This window comes from Streptomyces sp. NPDC041205 (assembly GCF_055591765.1).
This window is the reverse complement of the sequence record NZ_JBVIZH010000005.1, coordinates 167,337-192,100: the sequence shown is the minus strand read 5'-3', so window position 1 is coordinate 192,100 and position 24,764 is coordinate 167,337. Positions and strand designations below refer to the sequence as shown.

Genomic DNA, 24,764 nt, shown 5'->3' with positions numbered 1-24,764 from the left:
AAGTTGCCGGGGCGGGTGGGCATGTGCGGCTGCGTTTCAGCCCGCCCCGCGAAGTTTCGGCCCGCCCGCGGAGTTTCAGCCCGCCCCGCAGAGTTTCAGCCCGTCCGGCGAAGTTTCAGCCCGTCCGCAGAGTTTCAGCCCGTCCGGCGAAGTTTCAGCCCGTCCCGCGGAGTTTCAGCCCGTCCGGCGAAGTTTCAGCCCGTCCGGCGTTTGAGGACGAGGCGCGGAGCGCCGATTCGGCGGGGCCCCGGCCCAGCCGGACGGGACACCCACCCCCGGGGTCCAGGGGCGGAGCCCATGGTTTCGGGAAAGGGGCGGGACTGGGGAGCTCCCAGCCGGGCCACGCCTACGCCGCGTGCAACGCCAGCGTCGGCGACAGCCGTGCCGCCCGTACCGCGGGGTACAAGCCCGCCACCGTGCCGATCGCCAAGGTCGCGCCGAAGCCTGCCGTCACCGACCACAGGGGGACCACCCAGGGCAGCTCCCCGGACGCCGCGTACGCGGCCGTCGCCACCGCGCCGAGCGCGACGCCCGCAAGCCCGCCGAGGCCGGACAGCATCAGGGACTCGGTGACGAACTGGATGCGGATCTGGCCGCGGGTGGCACCGAGGGAGCGGCGCAGGCCGATTTCGTAGCGGCGCTCGAGGACCGAGATGATCATGGTGTTGGCCACGCCGACGCCCCCCACGAGCAGGGCGATGCCGCCGAGGCCGAGGAGCAGCGTGGAGAACGCGCCCTCCGTGTCGGCCTTGGCCTGGAGCGCCGCCGACGGATCGGTGACCTGCACGTCGCGCGGGCTCTCGGGCGAGATCGACGCGGCGAGCAGCGCGCGCACGTCGTGCACGGCGTCGTCCGCCGAGCGCTCGTACAGCGACGTCGGGTGCCCGTCGAAGCCGAGCAGCGACTTCGCCGCGGCCCATCCGGTGAGCGCCGAGCGCTCGACGTCGGGCGCGAGCGGCAGCGGCGCGAGGATGCCGATGACCGTGAAGTACCGGTCGTCCACCCACACTTGCTGCCCCGGCGAGGTGATGCCGAGGCGCCGGGCGGCGACATGGCCGAGGACGATCGAGGGATAGCGGGCGTTGGCCGCGTTCAGCCAGGTGCCGCTCGCCGTGCGGCCGCGCAGGACCTTCAGGAGGTCCTCCGTGGCCGCCTTGACGGCGATGCCGCCGGTCTCGCCCTCGGGGATCTTCTCGCTGCGCCGCACCGTGCGGTCGATGTCGCCGGTGGCCCCGACGTCCTCGACGCCCTCGATCCGGGACACCCGCCCCACCGCGTCCTTCGGCAGCTTCGGCTCCTCGCCGGAGAACAGCGGTTCCCCGGGCGCGGCCACCAGCATGTTCGTACCCAGCTTGTCGAGTTTTTCGAGGAGTTGGGCCTTGCTGGAGGCCGAGACGCCCACCACCGCGACCATCGTGGCGATGCCGATCGCGATGCCGAGCGCGGACAGGACCACGCGCATCGGGCGGCTGCGCAGCCCGGACGCGCCGACGTGGGCGATGTCGCGGGGGCTCAGCCGGGCGGCGCGCAGCCGCCTTGGCTGCGTACGGTCAGCGGTCATCGCGCCACGGCTCCCTGTGCTGGTACGTCCTGGACCGCGCGGCCGCCGTCGTGCACCACCCGGCCGTCGCGGATCCGCACCTGTCGGGGCAGCCGGTCGGCGATCTGTCCGTCGTGCGTGATGACGGCGATCGTCGCGCCCTCGGAGTTGAGGCCGTGGAGGAGTTCGATGACCGCCTCGCCGGAGGCGGAGTCGAGCGCTCCGGTGGGTTCGTCGGCGAGCAGCAGGTCCGGCTCGCCGACGACCGCGCGGGCGATGGCGACGCGCTGCTTCTGGCCGCCGGACAGCTCGTGCGGCCGGTGCCGCATCCGGTCGGCGAGGCCGACGCGGTCCAGGGCCTCGGCGGCGCGGGCCCTGCGCACGGCGCGCGGCAGGCCGGAGTAGAGCAGGCCCTCGGCCACGTTGTCGCGGGCGCTGACGCCGGGGACGAGGTGGAAGGCCTGGAAGACGAAGCCGATGCGGCGGGCGCGCAGCGCGGACAGGCTGCGGTCCGACAGGGACGCCACGTCGTGCCCGGCGATCTCCACCGTCCCCGCCGTCGGCCGGTCCAGCGTGCCGACGATGTGCAGCAGCGTCGACTTGCCCGAGCCCGACGGGCCGACGATGGCGAGGAGTTCGCCCTCCTTGACGTCGAGGTCGACTCCGCGCAGGGCGGCGACACCGCCCGGGTACTCCTTGGTGACTCCGGTGAGGCGGACGACCGGCCGGGGACCGGGGCGGTCGCGGCCTCCCGGCGCCCCCTCCCCGTGCTCTGCGTACTTCTCGTACGTGCTCTCCGCACGCCGCGCGCTCATATCTTCGGCACCCCGACCTTCATCCCCGCCCGCAGCCCCCCGCCGCTCACCTCGACCCGGCCCGAGCCGAACATGCCGAGCTTCACGCGGACTTGGCGGGCCTTGCCCCCGGCGACGACCTGGACGCCGTAGCCGCCGCCGGGCAGGGCGAGGAGGGCGTTGACGGGGACGGAGAGGACGCCCTCGCGGGTCTCGCCGGTGAGGTTCACGGTGACCGGGGACTGGTCGAAGCCGCGGACGTCCGAGGGATCGTTGAAGGACACCGTCACCGGGATCTTCGGGGTCTTGTCGGACGGGTCGTCGCCGGGCTTCGCGGTCCGGCCGACGGCGGCGACGCGGCCGGACGCCGTCGAGCCGTCCGGAAGCGACACCTCGACCTTCGTGCCGACCTTCGCCAGCTTCCCGTCGGACACGTCGAGCTGGAACCGCACGACGCGCTCGGACGCGGTCGTCGTGAGCACCGGCCGGCCGGGCGCCACCTGGTCGCCGACCGCCGCGGCCACGGACTTCACGCGCACCGCGGACGGCGAGAAGGCGATGTCGCCGGGCTCGACCCGCCCGGTCTGCCGCCGCTCGTGCGCCTTCTGCCAGCGCTTCACGGCGGCCGCCGTCCCCGCCGTGTACTCGTCGTCGACGGCGAGCCCGGCCGCGTACCCGAGCGCCTGGAGGTTCAGTTCCAGCTGCCGTACGTCCTCGCCCTCGGAGCCCGGCTTGAGGGTGCGGTACATGGGCACGGTGCCGTACATCAGGCGGACGGGCACGCCGTTGACCTCGTACAGGCGGCCGTCGCGCCGGATGGTGTCGCCCGTGCCGGGGGTGCGGGTGAGGATGCCCGCGCCGCCCGCGTTGACCTTGCGTTCCTTGGCGTAGCCGAGGGTGCCGTCGACCTGGGTGCCGCTGCTGAGGTCGCCGCGCTCGACGGCCGCGGTGGCGGGCGGCATGTCCGCGCTCCGCGTCGACCCGCCACCGCCGCCGGAACCACCGATTCCGGTGACCGCGACCCCGGCGCCGGTGACCGCGAGCAGAGCGACGACTGTCGAGACGACTGCCGTGCGCCGCCTCATCCGACGATGCCCTTGCACGCCTTGGCGGCCTTCTCCATCTTCTTCATCTCGGCGCCCTTCGGAGCGGGCATCGCGCGCGCCATGCCGTCCTTGAACTCCGGGTCCGGCATGTTGAAGCCGTTCTTGCGCATGCACTGCGCGTACTTGACCATCTTGTCCTTGTCGGCCTGCGAGACGCCGCCGCCCGCCGAGCCCGGACCTTTGCCGGTGCACTCCTTGAGGGCCTTCTGCATCTTCTCCTTGCTGAGGTCCCCGCCGATCGTGATGCCGTTGCCGTCCTGGCCCGACTTCGGCTCGGGGACCTTCAGGCCGTGCTTGCGCAGGCACTCGCGCTCCTTGAAGGCCTTGTCTGCGGCGTTCTCCTTGCCGCCGGTGTCCTTCTTGCCGTCGCCCCCGTCGCCCCCGTCGCCCCCGCCGGAGCAGGCGGTCGCGAAGAGCGCGAGGGCGGCCGCGGCGGCGAGCGCGGCGGAGCGCGTGTGCGTACGGGTACGTGACGTGGTGCGCGTACGTGAGGTCATGGCTTCCCCTGGTGTCCGGTGGTGTCCGGTGGTGTCCCGGCCCAGGTTCGGGGGAAGCGGGGTTTCGTCTCTCTCACGGCAAACCTTTACACCGGCGAAAGGTGGCCCTCGGGTACACAGGGCGACATGCGCGTACTGCTGGTGGAGGACGAGGAATTCCTGGCCGAGATGATCGCCGTCGGGCTGCGCCGCGACGCGCTCGCGGTCGACGTGGCGGCGGACGGCCTGACCGCGCTGCGCAAGCTCCAGCTCGGCGAGTACGACGTCCTCGTCCTCGACCGGGACCTGCCCGGCGTGCACGGCGACGAGGTGTGCCGCCGTGTCGTGCGCCAGCGCCTGCTCACCCGTGTCCTGATGCTCACGGCGGCGGGCACGGTGCGCGACCGGGTCGCGGGCCTCGGGCTCGGCGCCGACGACTACCTGACCAAGCCGTTCGCGTACGACGAGCTGCTCGCCCGGGTCCTCGCCCTCGGGCGGCGCGCCCGTCCCGCGCTGCCGCCGGTCATCGAGCGGGCGGGCGTCGTCCTGGACACCGCGCGCCGCCAGGCCAGCCGCGACGGCCGCCACCTGTCGCTGTCCCGCAAGGAGTTCGCCGTCCTGGAGGCGCTGCTTCGCGCCGACGGCGCCGTGGTCAGCGGCGAGGACCTGATCGAACAGGTCTGGGAGGAGGACACCAGCTACCGCACCAACGCCGTCCGTCACCCTCTCCAAGCTCCGCGCGAAGCTCGGGGAGCCGGGGGTGGTGGAGACGGTGCCGGGGGCGGGATACCGGATCTCGGGAGTGGCGCTGTGAGGCCCGCCGCCCCGGGCGCGGGCGCGTCCGCCGTGCCCCGCCTGCCCGGCGGCCACCGCCTCCGCGTGTTCGGCACCCTCCGCGCGCGGGGCGCCCCCCGTCGGCCCGGCGCGCCCCGCGGCCTCGGCATGCGCGGCGAGCGGGTCCGGCTGACCGTGCTCTACGGCGTCCTGCTCGTCCTGGCCGGGGCGCTGCTCACGGGTGTCGTGTACGTCCTCGTGCGGCAGGGCCTGTACTCGTCGATCAGCACGGCGGTCACCACGGCCGTGCCCGGGACCCGGATGGACCGGGACTACTTCGGCCCGCCGTGGGCGATCCAGCCGACGGCGGGCGTGGCCGTGCCCGCGCGGCCCCTGCTCCCCGCCGACACGGTCCCGGCGCAGGCGGTGACGCGGGTCAGCGACGCCGCCGGGGAGGCCGCGCTCGGCCGGCTGCTCTCGGTGTCCGTGATCGTCCTGGCCGCGTACACCGTCCTGTCCATCGCCCTGGCCTGGTGGATGGCGGGGCGGGTGCTCAGGCCCGTCGCCGTGATCACCGAGAGCGCGCGCCGCCTGTCCGGCTCCAACCTGCACGAACGCATCGCCCTCGACGCTCCCCCGGGCGAGCTGAAGCAGCTAGCCGACACCTTCGACGCGATGCTCGACCGCATCGAGCGGCTGGTGGGCGCGCAGCAGCGGTTCGCGGCCAACGCGGCGCACGAACTGCGTACGCCCCTGGCCGTGCAGCGGGCCGCCGCCGAGATCGGGCTCGCCGGGGACCCGCCGCCCGAGCACGTCGCCCGCATCCGTACGAAGCTCATCTCCGTCGCCGACGACAGCGAGCACCTCATCGAGGGCCTGCTGCTGCTCGCCACGACGGAGCAGGGGGGCGGGGGCGCGGGGCACGGCGGGCACGGCGGGCACGAAACCGTCGCCCTCGACGTCACCGCGCACGGCGTGGCCCGGGCGCTCGCCGAGGAGGCCGCCCACCACGACGTCACGGTCACCGTGCGGGCCGAGCCGCTCACCGTCCACGGCGACGGCGTGCTCCTGGAACGCCTGGTGCACAACCTGGTCGCGAACGCCGTACGCCACAACGTCCCCGGCGGCCACGCCGAGGTGACCACGACCTCCGACACGATCACGGTCACCAACACCGGCCCCGCCGTCCCGCCCGACACGGTCACCCACCTCTTCGAGCCGTTCCACCGCCTGCGCCCCCGCACCCACGCGCGCGGCGAGGGCGCGGGCCTGGGCCTGTCGATAGTGACGGCGATAGCGAGGGCACACGGGGGCACGGCGGAGGCGGAGGCGAACGGGGCGGGGGGCGGCCTCCGGGTCAGCGTGCGGTTCCCGCAAGGCCCCGACGAGGGCGCGCCCCGAAGGGGCGCGGGGAACCGCGCGACCGGCCCCCACCACCCCGCGGACAAAACACACCCCACCCAGCGGAGCCCTCAGTGCCGGTAGAAAATCCGATCCCCGTACTCGGAGAAGACCCGCCCGTTCCAGTCATGGCCCCCGTCGACATTGGCGGACCGCAGCAAGGGCGGCTGAATCCCCCGCTCAGCCAGCGCGGCGGCCGCCGTGGCCATCACGGCCTGCATGAGCGCACTGGCGACCATCGTGGACGCGGGCCCGAAGGGCGCGTCCACGGAGTCGAGAGCAAGCTCCGCGTCCCCCACGGCGATCTTGGAATCGAGGACGAGATCGCAGTGGTCCTTGAGGAAGGTCCCCGAGACATGCCGGGACCTCGTCTCGGTGGCGTACGCCACGGAGGTCACGCCGATGACCTTCAGGCCGAGGGCGCGGCCGTTCATGGCCATCTCCACGGGCAGCGAGTTCCGCCCGGACAGCGAGATGATCACGAGTACGTCGCCGGACCGGGCCGGGCTGGAGTCGAGGACGGCGCCCGCGAGCCCGTCCACGCGCTCCAGGGCCGAGCCGAGCGTCGCGGGCATCACGTCGACGCCGACGACACCGGGCACGGAGAGCAGGTTCATCAGGGCGAGGCCGCCCGCGCGGTAGACGACGTCCTGGGCGGCGAGCGAGGAGTGGCCCGCGCCGAAGGCGAAGAGGCGCCCGTCCGCGGCGACGGCGTCGGCGATCAGCTCGCCCGCGGCGGTGATGCGGCCCGCCTCCTCGTCGCGTACGCGCTGCAGGAGGCCGATGGCGGCGTCCAGGTACCGCCCGGCGAGGTCGTGGTCGCCGGGCGCGCCCGCGCCGCCGGTCGCACCGGTCCCGCCGTCACGCATGCCGTCGCTCATCCGCGAAACCCCTTCGTCCCGCCGTCGTCCCGTCGTGTCGCGGATCACGGTGCGGTCTGGACCAGCGCCCTGTCAATACGGCCCTGGGCCTCCTCTTTTCCCGGCGCAACCCGGTTGTCAGTGGTATGCGTCAGAATTGAGGGCAGGGCCAGCGCACGAGCGAAATCTGAGGGGCACCCATGTCGGGGCTTATTGACACCACTGAGATGTATTTGCGCACCATCCTCGAACTGGAGGAGGAGGGTGTCGTCCCCATGCGCGCCAGGATCGCCGAGCGGCTCGACCAGAGCGGTCCGACGGTGAGCCAGACGGTGGCGCGCATGGAGCGCGACGGCCTGGTGGCCGTCGCCAGCGACCGGCACCTGGAGCTGACCGAGGAGGGCCGTCGTCTCGCCACGCGCGTGATGCGCAAGCACCGCCTCGCCGAATGTCTCCTGGTCGATGTGATCGGCCTGGAGTGGGAGCAGGTGCACGCCGAGGCCTGCCGCTGGGAGCACGTGATGAGCGAGGCGGTGGAGCGCCGCGTCCTGGAGCTGCTGCGCCACCCCACCGAGTCGCCGTACGGCAACCCGATCCCGGGCCTGGAGGAGCTGGGCGAGAAGGACGGCGCCGACCCGTTCCTGGACGAGGGCATGGTCTCCCTGATCGACCTCGACCCGGGCACGGACGGCAAGACGGTCGTGGTGCGCCGGATCGGCGAGCCGATCCAGACGGACGCCCAGCTGATGTACACGCTCCGGCGCGCGGGCGTGCAACCCGGCTCGGTCGTGAGCGTGACGGAGTCCGCCGGGGGGGTACTCGTGGGCAGCAGCGGCGAGGCCGCCGAGCTGGCGGCCGACGTGGCGTCGCACGTGTTCGTCGCCAAGCGCTGACCGCGCCCGGCTCCGGACCCCGGCGGGTCTCGTCACTGGCGTCAACTCCCGTTACCTCAGGTGCAGTTGAGGTGAGTCCGAGACCCGCCGGAGTCCAAGATTCAGTGTGCCGAATCGCAGCGCCGAGCCGGTTTGCGTGCGAGGCTGTCGCGTGAGGCATATGACCTGAGGGCTCTTGACCGCGTCGGCACCGGGGCGGTCGGAGAGGGGACAGACGATGTGCCCGGCAGGTGAACAGGGGCGCGCTGGGCGCGGTGCTTCGCGCTCCGCGCACACAGAGGGCCCCGGCGCCCTTGAGCGCCGGGGCCTGTCCTCCCCTGTGCTGACCCGGAGCCCCGAGCTCCCAGGGTCACCCCCCTCGGACCGGCTTCCCCTAGCGGCCCGCCCCCCGTTGAAGATCTCCCCTCGGCGGCGGCGGTCAATCCTTGAGCATGGTCACCCGAACGAGGGGTGTTGGCGGCAAGACGGCCGGTGCCGAATGAGAGTTCGATAGCGTGCCGGGGTGCGTGAGTGAACAACCCGAGCGGAGTCAAGGGGGGTGCCTGGGACCATGGTGCGGCGCATCGACGTGACCGGCGCGGGCGGCGTGAGCCTCGCCGCTTGGGAGTACGCCGACCCTCCCAAATCCAGGGAGGCCGACTCGCCCCCGGGCGGAGTGCTGTTACTGCACGGCCTGATGGGCCGGGCCTCGCACTGGGCGGGCACGGCACGCTGGCTCTCCGAGCGGCACCGCGCGGTGGCGCTCGACCAGCGGGGCCACGGCCAGAGCGACAAGCCGGCCGAAGGACCGTACGACCGCGAGGCGTACGTGGACGACGCCGAGGCCGCCCTCGAGCAGCTCGGCCTCGCGCCCGCCGTGCTCATCGGGCACTCCATGGGCGCGCTCACCGCCTGGCAGCTCGCCGCGCGCCGCCCGGACCTGGTCCGGGGCCTGATCATCTGCGACATGCGCGCGTCGGCCCTCGGGGCCGCCTCCCAGCGGGAGTGGGAGGACTGGTTCAAGTCGTGGCCGGTGCCGTTCGCGACGCTCGGGGACGTGCGGAAGTGGTTCGGCGAGGACGATCCGTGGGTGGAGCGGCCGAACCCCTCGCGCGGGGCGTTCTTCTCCGAGGTCATGGCCGAGGGCGAGGACGGCTGGCGGCCCGTCTTCGACCCCGCGCAGATGCTGAAGTCCCGGGAGACCTGGGTGTACGACGCGCACTGGGAGGAGCTGGTGCAGGTCCAGTGCCCCGCGCTCGTCGTGCGCGGGCTCGACGGCGAGCTGGGCCGGGCCGAGTCCCAGGAGATGGTCCGCGTCCTGCCCCGCGGGGCGTACGCGGAAGTGCCCGACGCGGGCCACCTCGTCCACTACGACCAGCCGGAAGGCTGGCGCCAGGCGATCGAGCCGTTCCTGGACGGAGTCCTTGCGGGGTCCTAGCCCCGCCGGAGCCCGGCCCACCGCCGGCCCCACCGGAGCCCGGCACCGCCCGCCCCGCTAGGCCGCGCCGCCCGGTCAGGGGCTGAGGCGTTGCAGGGTCCAGGGCGTCTCCGGCGTGGCACGGCCGTAGACGAGGCGGTCGTGCAGCCGGTTCGTGCGGCCCTGCCAGAACTCGACCGTCAGCGGGGTGACGCGGTAGCCGCCCCAGTTCGGCGGGGCCGGGACCTGCTCGCCCTCGGGATAGCGCGCCGCCAACTCCGCGTACGCGGCATCGAGTTCGTCCCGGGACGCGAGCACGGACGACTGCGCGCTGGCCCAGGCGCCGAGCTGCGAGCCGTGCGGCCGCCCCCGGAAGTACCGCACGGTCTCGTCCCGCCCGATCCGCTCCGCCGTACCGGCGACGATCACCTGCCGGGCCATCGGATGCCAGGGGAAGAGCAGCGAGACATGCGGGTTGGCGTCGATGTCCCGGGCCTTGCGGGACTCGTAGTTGGTGTAGAAGACGAAACCCCGCGCGTCATAGCCCTTGAGGAGCACCGTGCGGGAGCTGGGCCGCCCCTGCGCGTCGGCGGTCGACACGACCATGGCGTTCGGCTCCCTGATCACCCCGTCCTCGGCGGCGGCCTCGGCGGCCGCGGCCGCGAACCAGTGCCCGAACTGTTCGACGGGATCGGCGGGGAAGTCGGCCTCGGCGATGCCGTCGGCGCGGTACTGCGCCCGCATGGCGGCCACGTCGGAAAGGGCGCCGCCGAGGCCGGAAGCGGCAGGCCCGGCCGCGTCGGGGGCGGTGGCACGGAAGTCGGTCACGCGGTCATCTTGCCGTATACGAACACCTCGCCCCACAGCGGCAGTCGGCGGGCGCACGGACCCACCTGGAGGTGATGTGTGGCACTGGGTGCCGCGGTCTAGTGCCAAGGGTGGCACCAAGGGTTATCGTTCCGAAGCCGTGTCGGTTGGGTGACCTCCGGCCGCGCGGGGCATCACCGGGTTACCCCGACCCCAGAGCCAAGGCCTCGGGTCGCACACATGCCAGTCGTACACACATCGCCGTACACACCGTGTCGCCCACATCATGAGGAGCCGCCTGATGTCCGACTTCGTACCCGGACTTGAGGGAGTCGTCGCGTTCGAGACGGAGATCGCCGAACCGGACAAGGAAGGCGGTGCCCTGCGCTATCGGGGCGTCGACATCGAGGACCTGGTCGGCAACGTCTCCTTCGGCAACGTCTGGGGCCTGCTCGTCGACGGCGCCTTCGACCCCGGGCTGCCCCCGGCCGAGCCGTTCCCGATCCCCGTGCACTCCGGTGACATCCGCGTCGACGTCCAGTCCGCGCTCGCCATGCTCGCCCCCGTCTGGGGCCTGCGCCCGCTCCTGGACATCGACGCGGCCCAGGCCCGCGACGACCTGGCCCGCGCCGCCGTCATGGCCCTCTCCTACGTAGCCCAGTCCGCGCGCGGCCAGGGCCTGCCGATGGTTCCGCAGCGCGAGATCGACAAGGCCGAGACCGTAGTGGAGCGCTTCATGCGGCGCTGGCGCGGTGAGCCCGACCCGCGTCACGTCCAGGCCGTCGACGCCTACTGGACGTCCGCCGCCGAGCACGGCATGAACGCCTCCACGTTCACCGCCCGCGTCATCGCCTCCACCGGCGCCGACGTGGCCGCCGCCCTGTCCGGCGCGGTCGGCGCCATGTCGGGGCCGCTGCACGGCGGGGCGCCCTCCCGCGTCCTCGGCATGATCGAGGAGATCGAGCGCACCGGCGACGCCGTCGCCTACGTCAAGCGCGCCCTCGACAAGGGCGAACGCCTGATGGGCTTCGGGCACCGCGTCTACCGCGCCGAGGACCCGCGCGCCCGCGTCCTGCGCCGCACCGCCCGTGAGCTGGGCGCACCCCGCTTCGAGGTCGCCGAGGCGCTGGAGAAGGCGGCCCTCGACGAGCTGCACGCCCGGCGCCCGGACCGCGTCCTCGCCACGAACGTGGAGTTCTGGGCGGCCATCGTCCTCGACTTCGCCGAGGTTCCCGCGCACATGTTCACCTCGATGTTCACCTGCGCCCGCACCGCGGGCTGGTCGGCGCACATCCTGGAGCAGAAGCGGACCGGGCGCCTGGTGCGGCCGTCCGCGCGCTACGTCGGGCCGGCCGCGCGGGGGCCGCAGGAGATCGGCGGGTACGACAACCTCAAGGGCTGAGGGGTGGGTGGGGTGGGGGCCCTGCCGGGGGCTCCCCAATCCCACCCCCTCCCGAAACTGGGGCTCCGCCCCAGACCCCGCTCCTCAAACGCCGGAGGGGCTGAAATACAGCAGGAGCCCCGGTTTCGGGAAGGGGCGGGGTCGGGGAAGGCTCAGCGCAGCGCCTCGTCCACCAGGCGCCCCCACTCCACCACGACCCGCTTGCGCCGACCCCCGTCGTCCGTGAGGAGGTTCGCGAGGCCGAGGCCGCGCGCCATGTCGAGGAGCCCCTGGACGGTCTCCCGCACGCCGGGCACGCTCTCGTCGGCGCCGAGCAGCTCCACCGCGATGCGATGCGTCTCCCGGCCGACACGAGCCTCCAACTCGGCGACCCTCGGGCCCAGTTGGACCTCGTTGGAGGCGGCGACCCACAGCTGCAGGGCGGCCCGGAACAGCGGCCCGGTGTACAGGTCGACGAGGGCCGCGACGACAGCGGTCCGATCGGCCCCGGCCGCCGCGCCCTCGGGGAACAGCCCGCGCAGCGCGGCCGACCGTTCCTCGGCGACGTACTCGACGGCTGCCGTGAACAGTTCCTCGCGGGTGCGGAAGTGGTGCTGGGCGGCGCCCCGCGACACCCCGGCCCGCTCCGCGACCACGGACACCGTCGAGCCCGCCCAGCCGTGCTCGGCCAGACAGGCCACGGCCGCCTCCAGGAGCCGCTGCCGGGTGACCCGGCTGCGGTCCTGCTTGGGCGCGCGGTCGTCCTCGGTCACAGCGCCCATGAACGCTCCCGTCGTTCGAGGAACGCCTCCATCCCCTCCTTGGCCTCGGCGGAGCCGAAGCGGTGGGCGGAGAGGGCGACGAGGGCGTCCGCTTCCTTGTCGAATGCGTCAAGAACCCTAGCCGTGGCGAGTTTCTTCGCGTCGGCCAGCGCCCCCGGAGCGGCCTTGCGCAGCCCTTCGAGCACCGGGTCGAGGACCACGCCGACGCCGTCGTCGGCGCCGGCGTAGGCCGTGACCAGGCCGATCCGCGCGGCCTCCGCCCCGCCGAAGCGCTCACCGGTGAGGTAGTAGCGGCTCGCCGCCCGGGGGTCCAGGCGCGGCAGGAGTGTCAGGGAGATCACCGCCGGTACGACCCCGATGTGCACCTCGGTCAGCGCGAACGACACGTCCGGGCCGCCCGCCACCACGATGTCGCAGGCCCCGAGCAGCCCGAGCCCGCCCGCCCGGACATGCCCGCGCACCCGCGCGACGACGGGCTTGGGCAGTTCCACGATCTGCCGGAGCAGCGCCACGAACGCCGCCGGGTCCGGCGGTTCGCGCAGGTCGGCGCCCGCGCAGAACGTGGTGCCGGTGTGGCAGAGCACCACCGCGCGCACGCTGTCGTCCGCGCCCGCCTCGGTGAGCGCGTCCGCCAGTGCGCGCACGAGGGCCGCCGAGAGCGCGTTGCGGTTGGCGGGTGAGTCCAGGGTGAGGGTGACGATGCCCCGGTCGGGAGCCGAGACCAGGACGGGACCTGTCCGGTTTTCCATCAGAACTCCCTAGTAGGACTTGGGCAGGCCGAGGCTCTGGTGGGACACGAAGTTCAGGATCATCTCCCGGCTCACCGGCGCGATCCGCGCCACCCGGGACGCCACGATCAGCGAGGCGAGCCCGAACTCCTTCGTCAGGCCGTTGCCGCCGAGGGTGTGCACGGCCTGGTCGACGGCCTTCACGCAGGCGTCGGCCGCCGCGAACTTCGCCATGTTCGCGGCCTCGCCCGCGCCCAGGTCGTCCCCGTCGTCGTAGAGCCGGGCCGCCTTCTGCATCATCAGGCGGGCCAGTTCTATCTCGATGTGGGACTGGGCCAGCGGGTGCGCGATGGCCTGGTGGGCGCCGATGGGGGACTTCCAGACGCTGCGTTCCTTGGCGTACGCGACGGCCTGCGCGAGGGCGAAGCGGGCCATGCCGAGGGAGAACGCGGCCGTCATGATCCGCTCGGGGTTGAGCCCGGCGAAGAGCTGGAGCAGCCCGGCGTCCTCGTCGCCGACGAGCGCGTCGGCGGGCAGCCGCACCTCGTCGAGGACCAGCTCGAACTGCTTCTCCGGGGCCTGGAGTTCCATGTCGATGCGGTGGCGGGCGAAGCCCGGCGCGTCGCGCGGGACGATGAACAGGCAGGGCTTCAGCTTGCCGGTGCGGGCGTCCTCGGTGCGGCCCACGACGAGGGTCGCGTCGGCGATGTCGACGCCGGAGATGAAGACCTTGCGGCCGGTCAGGATCCAGTCGTCGCCGTCCCTGCGGGCGGTGGTGGTGATGCGGTGCGAGTTGGAGCCCGCGTCGGGCTCGGTGATGCCGAACGCCATCGTGCGGCTGCCGTCGGCGAGCCCCGGCAGCCACGTCTGCTTCTGCGCCTCGGTGCCGAAGCGGGCGATCACGGTGCCGCAGATCGCCGGGGACACCACCATCATCAGCAGCGGGCTGCCCGCCGCCCCCAACTCCTCAAGGACGATGGAGAGTTCGGCGATTCCGCCGCCCCCGCCGCCGTACTCCTCGGGCAGGTTCACCCCCAGGTAGCCGAGCTTGGCGGCGTCCGCCCACAGCTCGTCGGGGTGGCCCTCGTCCCGCACGACACGGGTCATGTAGGTGCGGCCGTAGCGCTTGCCGAGCGCCGCGACGGCCGCGCGCAGCGCCTGGTGTTCCTCGGTTTCGAGCACGGGAGCGTTCACGGTTCTTCCTCCTGTACGTCTTCCTTGACCACAGTGAGCTGTACGTCTTCCTGAACCGCCGCGGCCGTACGCCCCGCGGGGCCGCCGTCGGCTACGCGTCCTCCTGGACCACCGCGAGCAGCGCGCCCACCTCGACCTGCCGCCCCGGCACGGCGTGCAGCGCGGCGAGGACGCCCGCGGCCGGGGCCACCACGCGGTGCTCCATCTTCATCGCCTCCAGCCACACCACCGGCTGCCCCGCCTCGACCCGCGCGCCCTCCGCCAGGCCCTCCGCGACCCGCAGGACCGTCCCCGGCATCGGCGCGAGCAGCGAGCCCGGCTCCTGCCGCACGGTGGGCTCGGGCAGCGACGGCAGCACGTCGAGGGCCACGTTCCCGACGTACACGCGCCCTTCGCCGTACGACGCCACGGCGAACTCCCTCCGCACGCCGTCCGCTTCGAGGACCACGGCGTCGGGCGCGGCCCGCACGACCCGCACGCCGTCGGCGACCGGGCCGCCTCGCGTGTGCGTGTACCGGACCTCGTGCTCGACGCCGTCCGCCACGGTCCGGTACCGCTTGACCTGGGGCTGGGAGCGGAGGTTGCGCCAGCCGCCGAAGCGGGAGCGGCCGCAGGCGTCGGCGAGTGCGGCGGCCAGCGGGGCGTGCCGGACGTCCGGGCCCGTGCCGGGGCCGGTCAGCGTGGGCAGGTGCCGGTCGTAGAACGAGGTGTCCATGCGGGCCGCCGCGAACTCCGGGTGGCGCAGGGAGCGCACGAGGAGGTCCCGGTTGGTGACCGGGCCGTGGACCACGGTCCGCTCCAGGGCGCCCGCCAGCTTGCGCAGGGCCTCGGCGCGGGTCGGCGCGTGGGCGACGACCTTCGCCAGCATCGCGTCGTAGTGCACGCCGACGGTGTCGCCGTCCGCGTAGCCGGAGTCGAGGCGCACCCCGTCGGGCACGGCGACGCGGTGCAGGGTGCCGGTCTGCGGGGCCCATCCGGCCGCCGGGTCCTCCGCGTACAGGCGGGCCTCGACGGCGTGGCCGTGCGCGGGCGGCGGCTGCGGGCCCGGCAGCGGCTCGCCCTCGGCGACGCGGATCTGCAGCGCCACGAGGTCGAGGCCGAACACGGCTTCCGTCACGGGGTGTTCGACCTGGAGGCGGGTGTTCATCTCCAGGAAGTGCGCGGTGCCGTCGGGGGCGAGCAGGAACTCGACGGTGCCCGCGCCCCGGTAGTCGGTGGCGCGGGCGGCCCGGACCGCCACGTCGTGCAGGTCGCGCACCTGCTCGTCGGAGAGCCCGGGTGCCGGGGACTCCTCGACGACCTTCTGGTGGCGGCGCTGGAGCGTGCAGTCGCGCGTCCCGAGCGCCCACACCGTCCCGTGCGCGTCGGCCATGACCTGCACCTCGACGTGCCGCCCGCCCTCGACGTACGGCTCGACGAACACCTCGCCGTCCCCGAAGGCGCTCGCCGCCTCGGCCCGTGCGGCCTCCAACTCCCCCTTCAGGGCGTCCAGTTCCCGTACGACCCGCATGCCGCGCCCGCCACCTCCGGCGGCCGCCTTCACGAGCACCGGCAGGTCGGCCTCCGTGACCGTGTCCACGGCCGGTGCCGCGAGGCCCATCAGCTCCTTGGCGCGCGTCTTGGACGCCATCGCCTCGATGGCCTCCGGCGGCGGCCCGATCCACACCAGTCCCGCGTCGGTGACGGCCCGCGCGAAGGAGGCGTTCTCGGACAGGAAGCCGTAGCCGGGGTGGATCGCGTCGGCGCCCGCCGCCTGCGCGGCCTTCACGATCAGCTCGCCGCGCAGATACGTCTCCGCGGGCGCCGCCCCGGGAAGGCGTACCGCCTCATCGGCCTCGCGTACGTGCAGTGCGTCCGCGTCGGCGTCGGAGTGGACGGCGACCGTGGCGATGCCGAGATCACGGCACGTACGGAAGACGCGACAGGCGATCTCGCCCCGGTTGGCGACCAACAGCTTCGAAATCATGGGTGGTTCCGTCACCTCTCCTCACATCCTGAAGACGCCGAAGCCGCCGCGCGCGCCCTCGACCGGGGCCGTGTGCAGCGCGGACAGACAGATGCCGAGGACGGTGCGGGTGTCGCGCGGGTCGATCACGCCGTCGTCGTACAGACGCCCCGACAGGAACATCGGCAGCGACTCGGACTCGATCTGCTGCTCCACCATCGCGCGCAGGGCCGCGTCGGCTTCGTCGTCGTACGGCTTGCCCTTCGCCGCCGCCGACTGCCGCGCCACGATCGACAGGACGCCCGCGAGCTGCTGGGGGCCCATGACGGCGGACTTGGCGCTGGGCCAGGCGAACAGGAAGCGGGGGTCGTAGGCGCGCCCGCACATGCCGTAGTGCCCGGCGCCGTAGGAGGCGCCCATGAGGACGGACAGGTGCGGGACCTTCGAGTTCGACACCGCGTTGATCATCATGGCGCCGTGCTTGATGATGCCGCCCTGCTCGTACTCCTTGCCGACCATGTAGCCGGTGGTGTTGTGCAGGAAGAGCAGCGGGATGTCGCGCTGGTTGGCGAGCTGGATGAACTGGGCGGCCTTCTGCGACTCCGCCGAGAACAGCACGCCCTGCGCGTTGGCGAGGACGCCGACCGGGTAGCCGTGCAGGCTCGCCCAGCCCGTCACCAGGCTCGTCCCGTACAGGGGCTTGAACTCGTCGAAGTCGGAGCCGTCGACGACGCGGGCGATGACCTCGCGCGGGTCGAAGGGGGTGCGCAGGTCGCCGGGGACGATGCCGAGGAGTTCGTCGGCGTCGTACTTGGGCGGCTCGGCGGGGGCGGCCGGGTCGGCGTGCGCCTTGCGCCAGTTGAGGCGGGCGACGACGCGGCGGGTCTGGCGGAGCGCGTCGCGCTCGTCCTCGGCGAGGTAGTCGGCGAGGCCGGAGGTGCGGGCGTGCATCTCGGCGCCGCCGAGCGACTCGTCGTCGCTCTCCTCGCCGGTGGCCATCTTCACGAGCGGCGGCCCGCCGAGGAACACCTTCGCGCGCTCCTTGACCATGATCACGTGGTCGCACAGGCCGGGGACGTAGGCGCCGCCCGCCGTGGAGTTGCCGAAGACCACGGCGACGGTCGGGATTCCGGCCGCCGACGACTGCGTGAGGTGCTTGAACAGGGCGCCGCCCGGAATGAAGATCTCCTTCTGGGACGGCAGGTCGGCACCCCCGGACTCCACCAGGTGGATGGACGGCAGCCGGTTGGCGTGGCCGATCTCGTGCGCGCGGAACGCCTTCTTCAGGGTCCAGGGGTTGCTGGCGCCGCCGCGTACCGTCGGGTCGTTGGCGGTGATCAGGCACTCCACGCCCTCGACGACACCGATGCCGGTCACCATGGAGGCCCCGACCGGGTACTCGCTGCCCCACGCTGCGAGCGGCGACAGCTCCAGGAACGGCGTGTCCGGGTCGAGCAGCAGCTCGATGCGCTCCCGCGCGAGGAGCTTGCCCCGGTCGCGGTGGCGCCGGACGTACTTCTCGCCGCCCCCGTCGAGCGCCTTGGCCTGCTCGGCGTCGAGGTCGGCCAGCTTGGCGAGCATGGCGGCGCGGTGGTCGGCGTACTCGGGGCTCGCGGGGTCGAGCGCGGACGCGAGCACGGTCACAGCAGTACCTCCGGTATGTCGAGGTGGCGGGCGCGCAGCCACTCGCCGAGGCCCTTGGCCTGCGGGTCGAAGCGGGCCTGTGAGGCGACTCCGGCGCCGAGGATGCCCTCGACGTGGAAGTTGAGCGCGCGGAGGTTGGGGAGCAGGTGGCGGGTGACCTTCAGCTCGCGGCTCTCCGGGATGAGGCTCTGGAACCGGTCGGCGGTCAGGTGGTGGGCGAGCCACCGCCAGGCGTCGTCGGTGCGCACCCAGACGCCGACGTTGGCGTCCCCGCCCTTGTCCCCGCTCCGGGCACCGGCGACGGTCCCCAGGGGCAGGCGCCGGGTCCTGTCGTACGCCAACGGCTCGGGCAGCTCCGGCGGTTCGACGTCGGCCAGCTCGCGCGTCCCGCACGCCGTGGCCGGGGGGATGTCCACGCGCAGCCCGTCCGGCGTCACCGCCACCTGCCGTACGGAGGCGGCGTCGACGCGCACCGCCTCGAACACGCCGTACGGAGTGCCCTTGCCGGGCGGTGCGGTGACGTGGAAGCCGGGGTAGCTGCCGAGGGCCAGCTCGATCGCGGCGCCGCTGAGGGCGCGGCCCACCACGTCCGCGTCCCGGTCGCGCACGACGAGCCGCAGCAGGGCGCTGGCGGTCTCCTCCGTGTCCGCGTCGGCGCGGTCGGTGCGGGCGAGTTCCCAACGGACGGACGCGGGCCGTGACTTGGCCCGGGCGAAGGCGTCCTCGATCTGGGCGCGTACGAGATCCGCCTTCGCGTCGATGTCGAGGCCGGTGAGGACGAAGACGACTTCGTTGCGGTGCCCGCCGACGCGGGTGAGCCCGGCCTTGAGGGTGGGCGGCGGCGCCTCGCCGCGCACGCCGTCGACGCGGACCCGGTCGGGCCCTTCCTGGGTGAGGCGGACGGTGTCGAGGCGGGCGGTGACGTCGGGCCCGGCGTAGCGGGCGCCGGACGTCTCGTACAGGAGCTGCGCGGTGACCGTGCCGACGTCGACGACTCCGCCCGTCCCGTCGTGCTTGGTGATGACGCAGGAGCCGTCGGCGTGCACCTCGGCGAGCGGGAAGCCGGGGCGGGCGAGCGCCGCCGGGTCGAACTCGTGGAAGAAGGCGTAGTTGCCGCCGGTGGCCTGGGTGCCGCACTCCAGGATGTGCCCGGCGACGACGGCGCCCGCGAGCCGGTCGTGGTCACCGGGGCCCCAGCCGAAGTGGGCGGCGGCGGGCCCGGTGACGAGGGCGGCGTCGGTGACGCGGCCGGTGACGACGACGTCGGCGCCCGCGCGCAGCGCCTCCGTGATGCCGAAGCCGCCGAGGTAGGCGTGGGCGGTGAGGGCGTCGCGGAAGCGGAGGCCGAGGTCGTCGCCCTCCACGTGGGCGACGCGCACGTCCAGGCCGAGGCGTTCGGCCAACTCCCGCAGCTGCTCGGCGAGTCCGGCCGGGTTGAGGCCGCCCGCGTTGGTGACGACCCGCACGCCCCGGTCGATGGCCTCCCCCAGGCACTCCTCCATCTGCTTCAGGAAGGTCTTCGCGTACCCCCGGTCCGGGTCCTTGAGGCGGTCCCTGCCGAGGATGAGCATGGTCAGCTCGGCGAGGTAGTCGCCGGTGAGGACGTCCAGGGGGCCGCCGGTGAGCATGTCCCTCACGGCGGTGTGGCGGTCGCCGTAGAAGCCGGAGGCGTTGCCGATCCGCAGGGGGCCGCTCCCGCCCCTCCCCTCCGCCTCGGCGCTCACGCCCCGCCCTCCTCGGCGCCCTTCGCGCTCGCCCGCCCTTCCCCCGGCGGCCCCGCGAACGCCTGCGCGATGTCGAGCCACTGCTCCGCGTCGGGCCCCTCCGCCCGCACCGCCAGATCGTCGCGATGCGCCCGACGCGTGGCGAGCAGGCAGAAGTCGAGGGCGGGCCCGGTGACCCGCTGGGCCGCTTCGACCGGCCCGTACGCCCACAAGTCGCCGCTCGGCGCGACGAGTTCGACGCGGAACTCCTCGGCGGGCGGGGTGAGTCCGCGTACCGCGTACGCGTAGTCGCGGGCCCGGACGCCGATGCGGGCGACGTGCCGGAGGCGGTCGGTGGGGGCGCGCCGGACACCGAGGGTGTCGGCGACGTCCTGGCCGTGGGCCCAGGTCTCCATGATCCGCGCGGTCGCGACGGAGGCGGCGGACATGGGCGGCCCGTACCAGGGGAAGCGGGCCCCGGCGGGCGCGGCCCGCAGCGCGCCCCGCAACGCGTCCCGTCCGGCCCGCCAACGGGCCAGCAGCTCTCCCGGCGCCACCGCGGCCCCCTCCCGGGCACCGTCGTCGACGAACGTGTCCGGCGACTTCAGCGCGACGGCCGCGTGCGCGGCGAACGCGTCGGCGTCGGTCACCGCGAGCAGCGCGGCCTGGTCGGTCCAGGCGAGGTGGGCGATCTGGTGGGCGATGGTCCAGCCGACCGCGGGCGTGTCGAGCGCCCAGCTCGCTGCCCCCAAGTCCCCGACCAGCTGGTCGAGTTCGTCGCTCTCGGCACGCAGATCGTCGAGCACGGCACTGACGTCGGACACGGTGCGCTCCCCTCCGGGCAGGGCGGTGTGCCAGGGAGCATGGCAGCGCCGCGATAAACAAGCAAGCGTGCTTGGTTATTTTCCGGCCAGGGCCACGCCCGTGGCGAGTCCGGGCCCGGAACAGGTGAGCGCCGCGACCGACCTCAAGCTCCGGTCCGCGCGCTTCCCCGACGGAGCCTGACGGCAGCAGGCAGGCCCTACCGCTCGGAGGGCGCCGACGGGCCCGCCTCCCCCGTCACTCCCGCCCCTCGGCCGGAGGCACCTTCGCCTTCCCCCGGCCCACCTGCGTCCGCACCGCGCCCATGCTGGCCGCGATGACAAGGGTGATCGCGAGGGACTCGACGAGGGTGAGGGACTGGTCGAGGATCAGGAAGCCCGCGATGGCGGCGATGGCCGGTTCCAGGCTCATCATCACGGCGAACGTGGACGCGGGCAGGCGGCGCAGGGCGAGGAGTTCGAGGGTGTAGGGCAGGACGGAGGACATGACGGCGACCGCGGCCGCGAGGCCCAGGGTGCTGGGGACCGTCAGTTTCGAGCCGGACTCGATGATGCCGAGGGGCAGGACGAGGACCGCGGCCACGGCCATGGCGAGGGCGAGGCCGTCCGCCTGCGGGAAGCGGCGGCCCGTCCGGGCGCTGAACACGATGTACGCGGCCCACATCGCCCCCGCCGCGAGCGCGAACGCCACGCCGACCGGGTCGAGTTCACCGAAGCCGCCGCCGCCGAGCAGGAAGACACCGCACAGGGCGAGCCCCGCCCAGACCACGTTGACCAGGCGGCGCGAGGCGATCACGGACAGGGCGAGCGGGCCGAGGACTTCGAGGGTGACCGCAGGGCCCAGCGGGATGCGGTCCACGGCCTGGTAGAAGAGGCCGTTCATCGCGGCCAGCGTCGCGCCGAAGGCGAGGACGGTGCCCCAGTCGGCCCGCGAGTGCCCGCGCAGGCGGGGGCGGCAGACGACGAGCAGGACGAGGGCGGCGAAGATCAGGCGCAGGGTGACCACGCCGAGCGCTCCGGCGCGCGGCATCAGGCTGACGGCGATGGCCCCGCCGAACTGGACGGAGACACAGCCCGCGAGGACGAGGCCGACGGGACCGAGGGCCGCGCGACGGCCTCCGCCGGTGTCGGCGGACACCCCTCCGTCGGCACCGAGGGCCGCCGCCCCCGCCACCTCGGGCTGCCCGACCGTGACCGGCGCCTCGGCGGCAGCCAGACCCTCGGGCGCCGCCGCCCCGTCCGTACGCGAGATGTTCACGCCAAGCCTTTCCCGCCGTCGCCGCCACGACGACCACCCGTACAGTGCAACCTCATGGACTTCACCGTCCAAGGTAATGGACTGCGTCAGGATTGTGAAACCCTTTCGCAGCTTACGAAGGGCACAACCGGGGGCACCCCCGCGAAAGTCCCGGGGCCGGGACCGGGGCCGGGACCGGGGCCGGACCCCGGGGCTGAGACCGGGGCTGGGACCAGGGCCGGCCCCCGGGGCCGGGGCCGGACCCCAGCCCCACACTCACCCCTCGTCCAGCGCCTCCGCGAGCACCTCCGCCAGGTGCCGCCCCCGCACCCCCGCCAGTTGGTCGAGCTGCGTGCGGCAGGAGAAGCCGTCCGCCAGGACCTCCGCGCCGGGCGGGGCCTGCCGGACGGCGGGCAGCAGCTGCTCCTCCGCGCAGGCCGTCGACACGTCGTAGTGCCCCTTCTCGAAGCCGAAGTTGCCCGCGAGGCCGCAGCAGCCGCCGGACAGCTCTCCGTCGAGGCCCGCGGCGGCGCGCAGCCGGCGTTCGGCCGCGTCGCCGAGTACGGCGTGCTGGTGGCAGTGGGTCTGGCCGACGGCGGGCCGGTCCAGGCGCGGCGGCCGCCAGTCGGGGGCGTACTCCTCAAGGGCCTGCGCGAACGTGCGCACCGAAGCGGCCAGCTCCCGCGCCCCCGCCTCGTCCGGCGCGGCCAGCTCGACCAGGTCCGTCTTCAGGGCCGCCGCGCAGCTCGGTTCGAGGACGACGAGGGGCGTGCCCGCGGCCAGGAGCGGACGCATCAGCTCCAGGGTGCGGCGCTGCACGGCGCGGGCCTGGTCGAGCTGGCCCGTCGAGACGTAGGTGAGCCCGCAGCACACGCCGTCCGGGGGCAGCACGACGGTCAGCCCCGCGGCTTCGAGCACGCGGACGGCGGCGCGGGCGACGGAGGGCGACAGGTGGTCGGTGAAGGTGTCGGGCCACAGCACGACGGTGCCGCCGGGGGCGACGGGGCTGCCGGAACCGGCGGGGGCGCCCGCACGTCCCGCGGACACACCGCCACCCGCACGCCCCACGGACGCACCCCCGCGCGCCCTCCTCCGCCACCACTGCCGGAACGTCCGCGGCGCCACCCTCGGCAGCGCCCGCCGCGGTTCGATCCCGCCGAGGCGCTTGGCGAGGGCGGCCAGCGGGCCGATGGCGGCGAGGAGGTTGGCGACGCGGGCCGTGCGGGTCGCGGCGACGAGGCGGAGCCAGCGCGGCAGGCGGCCCATGGCGTAGTGCGCGGCGGGCCTGCGCCGCCCCGCGTAGTGGTGGTGCAGGAACTCGGCCTTGTACGTGGCCATGTCGACGCCGACCGGGCAGTCGGAGCGGCAGCCCTTGCAGGACAGGCACAGGTCGAGGGCGTCGCGCACCTCCGTGGAGCGCCAGCCGTCCGTGACGACCTCACCGGCGAGCATCTCGTGCAGGAGCCGGGCGCGGCCGCGCGTGGAGTGCTCCTCCTCGCCGGTGGCGCGGAAGGACGGGCACATCACGCCGCCGCCCGAAGCGGCCGTCGTCGTACGGCACTTGGCGACGCCGACGCACCGGCGGACGGCGGCGGAGAAGTCACCGCCGTCGTGCGGGTAGCCGAAGGCGACGTCGACGGGCTCGCGGGGCAGGGGCGTGAAGCGGAGGTTGGTGTCGAGGGGGGCGGGGCGGACGAGCATGTCGGGGTTGAGGAGACCGGCGGGGTCCCAGAGGTCCTTGGCGCGCTCGAAGAGGCGGACGAGTCCGGGGCCGTACATCTTCGGCAGGAGTTCGGCGCGGGCCTGCCCGTCGCCGTGTTCGCCGGAGAGGGAGCCGCCGTGGACGACGACGAGGTCGGCGAGGTCCTCGGAGAAGCGGCGGAAGCGGGCGATGCCGGGGCCGGTGAGCAGGTCGAAGTCGATCCGCACATGGATGCACCCGTCGCCGAAGTGCCCGTACGGGGTGCCGCGCAGGCCGTGCTCGCCGAGGAGGGCGCGGAAGTCGCGCAGGTAGGGCCCGAGGCGGGCGGGCGGCACCGCGCAGTCCTCCCAGCCGGGCCAGGCCTCACTGCCGTCCGGCATCCGCGTGGCCGTGCCGGAGGCGTCCTCGCGGACCCGCCACAGGGCGCGCTGACGCGCGGGGTCGGTGACGACGACGGCGTCCAGGCAGTCCGCGCCCCGCACGACGGCGTCGGCGCCCGCCCTGGCCTCGCCCGGCGTGCCGCCGCCCGTCTCCACGAACAGCCAGGCACCGCCCTTGGGCAGTCCGCGCGGGTCGCGTACGAGGTCGGCGGCCATGCCCTCGACGGTGAGGGGCCGGTACGGGAGCAGGCCGGGGGCGGCCTCGGCGGCGGCGCTCTCGTCGGCGTAGCCGAGGACGGCGAGGGCGCGGGCGCGCGGCGCTTCGACGAGGCGGACGGTGGCCTCCGTCAGCACGCCGAGGGTGCCTTCGCTGCCGCAGAAGAAGCGGGGCAGGTCGGGGCCGTGCTCCGGCAGGAGGGCGTCGAGGGCGTAGCCGGAGATGCGGCGGGGCAGGTCGGGGAAGCCGGTACGCAGCAGGGCGAGGTCGCCCTCGACCAGGGCGCGGAGGCCCTCGGGGGCGCCGTCCCAGGTCCCCCGCTCCAGGCGGCGGGGCGCGCCCGTGGGGTCGGCGGCCGTGACGACCGTCAGCCCCCGGACGTTGTCCGCGGTCGTGCCCCAGGCCACGGAGTGGGAGCCGCAGGAGTTGTTGCCGATCATCCCGCCGAGGGTGCAGCGGCTGTGGGTGGAGGGGTCCGGCCCGAAGGTGAGGCCGTGTGGGGCGGCGGCGCTCCGCAGGGTGTCCAGCACGAGGCCTGGCTGCACGCGGGCCGTGCGGGCGTCCGGGTCGAGCTCCAGCACGTCCGCCATGTACCGCGTGAAGTCTAGGACGACCCCCGCCCCCGTGGCCTGCCCCGCGATGGACGTCCCACCGCCACGCGCCACCACCGGCACATCGTGCTCCCGGCAGACGGCCAGCGCGGCGGCCACGTCCCCCGCGTCCCGCGGGGCGACGACACCCAACGGCACGCGACGGTAATTGGACGCGTCCATGGTGTTCAACGCCCGCCCCGTAACAGAGAAGTCCACGTCCCCCCGGACGTCACGCCGCAGTACCTGCTCCAAGTCGTTTCCGATACCCATGCCCCACAGGTTGCCCACGCGTACGCGCCGAGTCACCGCCAACACCAACGCTGCTGTCGGGCGGGGCTGTGCCACCCCCGGGTGACTGTGCGGCGCGGAGCAACGGGCGGGTGGGAGAGC

Annotated in this window: 19 protein-coding genes and 1 pseudogene; 5 read left to right on the top strand and 15 right to left on the bottom strand. The window is 73.9% G+C overall.

From position 1 onward, the window contains the following. Positions 1-346 precede the first annotated feature (346 nt). Genes ACZ6BG_RS23415 through ACZ6BG_RS23400 form a run of 4 tightly spaced genes read right to left on the bottom strand, consistent with a single transcriptional unit; the run spans position 347 to position 3,937 of the window. Positions 347-1,561: an ABC transporter permease gene (locus ACZ6BG_RS23415; protein WP_469004505.1), complete on the bottom strand. Its 1,215-nt coding sequence runs from the start codon at positions 1,559-1,561 to the stop codon at positions 347-349. Next, on the bottom strand, positions 1,558-2,355 hold the full coding sequence (locus tag ACZ6BG_RS23410) for an ABC transporter ATP-binding protein (RefSeq protein ID WP_469004503.1): 798 nt from the start codon (positions 2,353-2,355) through the stop codon (positions 1,558-1,560). The genes ACZ6BG_RS23415 and ACZ6BG_RS23410 overlap by 4 nt, the downstream gene beginning before the upstream one ends. Beyond that, a complete protein-coding gene (locus ACZ6BG_RS23405; RefSeq protein WP_469004500.1) occupies positions 2,352-3,419 on the bottom strand; it encodes an efflux RND transporter periplasmic adaptor subunit in 1,068 nt (355 codons plus the stop codon). Before ACZ6BG_RS23405 ends, ACZ6BG_RS23410 begins: the two co-directional genes overlap by 4 nt. Next, positions 3,416-3,937, bottom strand: coding sequence for a hypothetical protein (locus ACZ6BG_RS23400; protein WP_469004497.1), 522 nt, complete (start codon positions 3,935-3,937; stop codon positions 3,416-3,418). Before ACZ6BG_RS23400 ends, ACZ6BG_RS23405 begins: the two co-directional genes overlap by 4 nt. Positions 3,938-4,063: 126 nt before the next feature. Between ACZ6BG_RS23400 and ACZ6BG_RS23395 the strand changes: the two are divergent. Both ACZ6BG_RS23395 and ACZ6BG_RS23390 read left to right on the top strand, forming a co-directional pair. Next, positions 4,064-4,730, top strand: a pseudogene (locus ACZ6BG_RS23395) (response regulator transcription factor). Positions 4,731-4,858: 128 nt separating this feature from the next. After that, positions 4,859-6,175, top strand: a complete 1,317-nt coding sequence (locus ACZ6BG_RS23390) for an ATP-binding protein (RefSeq protein WP_469005235.1) — start codon at positions 4,859-4,861, stop codon at positions 6,173-6,175. Here the strand turns inward: ACZ6BG_RS23390 and ACZ6BG_RS23385 are convergent. Beyond that, on the bottom strand, positions 6,163-6,960 hold the full coding sequence (locus tag ACZ6BG_RS23385) for an SIS domain-containing protein (RefSeq protein WP_469005233.1): 798 nt from the start codon (positions 6,958-6,960) through the stop codon (positions 6,163-6,165). The two genes, ACZ6BG_RS23390 and ACZ6BG_RS23385, sit on opposite strands and share 13 nt — an antisense overlap. A 191-nt stretch (positions 6,961-7,151) precedes the next feature. On the opposite strand from ACZ6BG_RS23385, the gene ACZ6BG_RS23380 reads away from it, so the two are divergent. After that, positions 7,152-7,844 (top strand): metal-dependent transcriptional regulator, encoded by a 693-nt coding sequence (locus tag ACZ6BG_RS23380; RefSeq protein ID WP_030361523.1) that lies wholly within the window; start codon positions 7,152-7,154, stop codon positions 7,842-7,844. 550 nt (positions 7,845-8,394) lie between these two features. Next, the gene (locus ACZ6BG_RS23375) at positions 8,395-9,261 is read left to right on the top strand and encodes an alpha/beta fold hydrolase (protein WP_468457536.1); all 867 of its coding nucleotides are present in this window, start codon (positions 8,395-8,397) and stop codon (positions 9,259-9,261) included. A 75-nt stretch (positions 9,262-9,336) separates the two neighbouring features. Here ACZ6BG_RS23375 and pdxH read toward each other — a convergent pair whose 3' ends face one another. Then, positions 9,337-9,984 (bottom strand): pyridoxamine 5'-phosphate oxidase, encoded by a 648-nt coding sequence (gene pdxH / locus ACZ6BG_RS23370; RefSeq protein ID WP_469005230.1) that lies wholly within the window; start codon positions 9,982-9,984, stop codon positions 9,337-9,339. A 364-nt stretch (positions 9,985-10,348) separates the two neighbouring features. Here pdxH and ACZ6BG_RS23365 point away from each other — a divergent pair, with 364 nt between their 5' ends. Continuing rightward, positions 10,349-11,449, top strand: coding sequence for a citrate synthase 2 (locus ACZ6BG_RS23365; protein WP_469004494.1), 1,101 nt, complete (start codon positions 10,349-10,351; stop codon positions 11,447-11,449). A 152-nt stretch (positions 11,450-11,601) separates the two neighbouring features. Here ACZ6BG_RS23365 and ACZ6BG_RS23360 read toward each other — a convergent pair whose 3' ends face one another. The 9 genes from ACZ6BG_RS23360 to ACZ6BG_RS23320 all read right to left on the bottom strand — a co-directional run bounded on the left by ACZ6BG_RS23360 (position 11,602) and on the right by ACZ6BG_RS23320 (position 24,644). After that, the gene (locus tag ACZ6BG_RS23360) at positions 11,602-12,210 is read right to left on the bottom strand and encodes a TetR/AcrR family transcriptional regulator (RefSeq protein WP_469004492.1); all 609 of its coding nucleotides are present in this window, start codon (positions 12,208-12,210) and stop codon (positions 11,602-11,604) included. Further along, a complete protein-coding gene (locus ACZ6BG_RS23355; RefSeq protein ID WP_469004490.1) occupies positions 12,198-12,959 on the bottom strand; it encodes an enoyl-CoA hydratase family protein in 762 nt (253 codons plus the stop codon). The genes ACZ6BG_RS23360 and ACZ6BG_RS23355 overlap by 13 nt, the downstream gene beginning before the upstream one ends. A gap of 9 nt (positions 12,960-12,968) precedes the next feature. Further along, positions 12,969-14,132 (bottom strand): acyl-CoA dehydrogenase family protein, encoded by a 1,164-nt coding sequence (locus ACZ6BG_RS23350; protein ID WP_469004486.1) that lies wholly within the window; start codon positions 14,130-14,132, stop codon positions 12,969-12,971. A 91-nt stretch (positions 14,133-14,223) separates the two neighbouring features. Then, positions 14,224-16,098 carry an acetyl/propionyl/methylcrotonyl-CoA carboxylase subunit alpha gene (locus tag ACZ6BG_RS23345; RefSeq protein ID WP_469004482.1) on the bottom strand — a complete coding sequence of 625 codons (1,875 nt, stop codon included), beginning with the start codon at positions 16,096-16,098 and terminating at the stop codon, positions 14,224-14,226. A gap of 21 nt (positions 16,099-16,119) precedes the next feature. After that, positions 16,120-17,721, bottom strand: a complete 1,602-nt coding sequence (locus ACZ6BG_RS23340; RefSeq protein ID WP_469004479.1) for an acyl-CoA carboxylase subunit beta — start codon at positions 17,719-17,721, stop codon at positions 16,120-16,122. Beyond that, positions 17,718-19,445: an acyclic terpene utilization AtuA family protein gene (locus ACZ6BG_RS23335; protein ID WP_469004475.1), complete on the bottom strand. Its 1,728-nt coding sequence runs from the start codon at positions 19,443-19,445 to the stop codon at positions 17,718-17,720. The genes ACZ6BG_RS23340 and ACZ6BG_RS23335 overlap by 4 nt, the downstream gene beginning before the upstream one ends. Beyond that, complete coding sequence (locus ACZ6BG_RS23330; protein ID WP_469004472.1) at positions 19,442-20,248, bottom strand: TIGR03084 family metal-binding protein; 807 nt, start codon at positions 20,246-20,248, stop codon at positions 19,442-19,444. The genes ACZ6BG_RS23335 and ACZ6BG_RS23330 overlap by 4 nt, the downstream gene beginning before the upstream one ends. A gap of 235 nt (positions 20,249-20,483) precedes the next feature. Then, on the bottom strand, positions 20,484-21,419 hold the full coding sequence (locus tag ACZ6BG_RS23325) for an EamA family transporter (RefSeq protein ID WP_469005228.1): 936 nt from the start codon (positions 21,417-21,419) through the stop codon (positions 20,484-20,486). Between the two features lie 339 nt (positions 21,420-21,758). After that, positions 21,759-24,644 (bottom strand): FAD-binding and (Fe-S)-binding domain-containing protein, encoded by a 2,886-nt coding sequence (locus ACZ6BG_RS23320; RefSeq protein WP_469004470.1) that lies wholly within the window; start codon positions 24,642-24,644, stop codon positions 21,759-21,761. Positions 24,645-24,764 lie beyond the last annotated feature (120 nt).

Bases quoted from the DNA above. Each gene is read 5' to 3' on its own strand.
- ACZ6BG_RS23355 (WP_469004490.1), bottom strand. From the start codon at position 12,959: ATGGAAAACCGGACAGGTCCCGTCCTGGTCTCGGCTCCCGACCGGGGC.
- ACZ6BG_RS23375 (WP_468457536.1), top strand. From the start codon at position 8,395: ATGGTGCGGCGCATCGACGTGACCGGCGCGGGCGGCGTGAGCCTCGCC.
- ACZ6BG_RS23410 (WP_469004503.1), bottom strand. From the start codon at position 2,355: ATGAGCGCGCGGCGTGCGGAGAGCACGTACGAGAAGTACGCAGAGCAC.
- pdxH (WP_469005230.1), bottom strand. From the start codon at position 9,984: ATGCGGGCGCAGTACCGCGCCGACGGCATCGCCGAGGCCGACTTCCCC.
- ACZ6BG_RS23345 (WP_469004482.1), bottom strand. From the start codon at position 16,098: ATGATTTCGAAGCTGTTGGTCGCCAACCGGGGCGAGATCGCCTGTCGC.
- ACZ6BG_RS23365 (WP_469004494.1), top strand. From the start codon at position 10,349: ATGTCCGACTTCGTACCCGGACTTGAGGGAGTCGTCGCGTTCGAGACG.
- ACZ6BG_RS23415 (WP_469004505.1), bottom strand. From the start codon at position 1,561: ATGACCGCTGACCGTACGCAGCCAAGGCGGCTGCGCGCCGCCCGGCTG.
- ACZ6BG_RS23385 (WP_469005233.1), bottom strand. From the start codon at position 6,960: ATGCGTGACGGCGGGACCGGTGCGACCGGCGGCGCGGGCGCGCCCGGC.
- ACZ6BG_RS23360 (WP_469004492.1), bottom strand. From the start codon at position 12,210: ATGGGCGCTGTGACCGAGGACGACCGCGCGCCCAAGCAGGACCGCAGC.
- ACZ6BG_RS23390 (WP_469005235.1), top strand. From the start codon at position 4,859: ATGCGCGGCGAGCGGGTCCGGCTGACCGTGCTCTACGGCGTCCTGCTC.
- ACZ6BG_RS23380 (WP_030361523.1), top strand. From the start codon at position 7,152: ATGTCGGGGCTTATTGACACCACTGAGATGTATTTGCGCACCATCCTC.
- ACZ6BG_RS23405 (WP_469004500.1), bottom strand. From the start codon at position 3,419: ATGAGGCGGCGCACGGCAGTCGTCTCGACAGTCGTCGCTCTGCTCGCG.
- ACZ6BG_RS23400 (WP_469004497.1), bottom strand. From the start codon at position 3,937: ATGACCTCACGTACGCGCACCACGTCACGTACCCGTACGCACACGCGC.
- ACZ6BG_RS23320 (WP_469004470.1), bottom strand. From the start codon at position 24,644: ATGGGTATCGGAAACGACTTGGAGCAGGTACTGCGGCGTGACGTCCGG.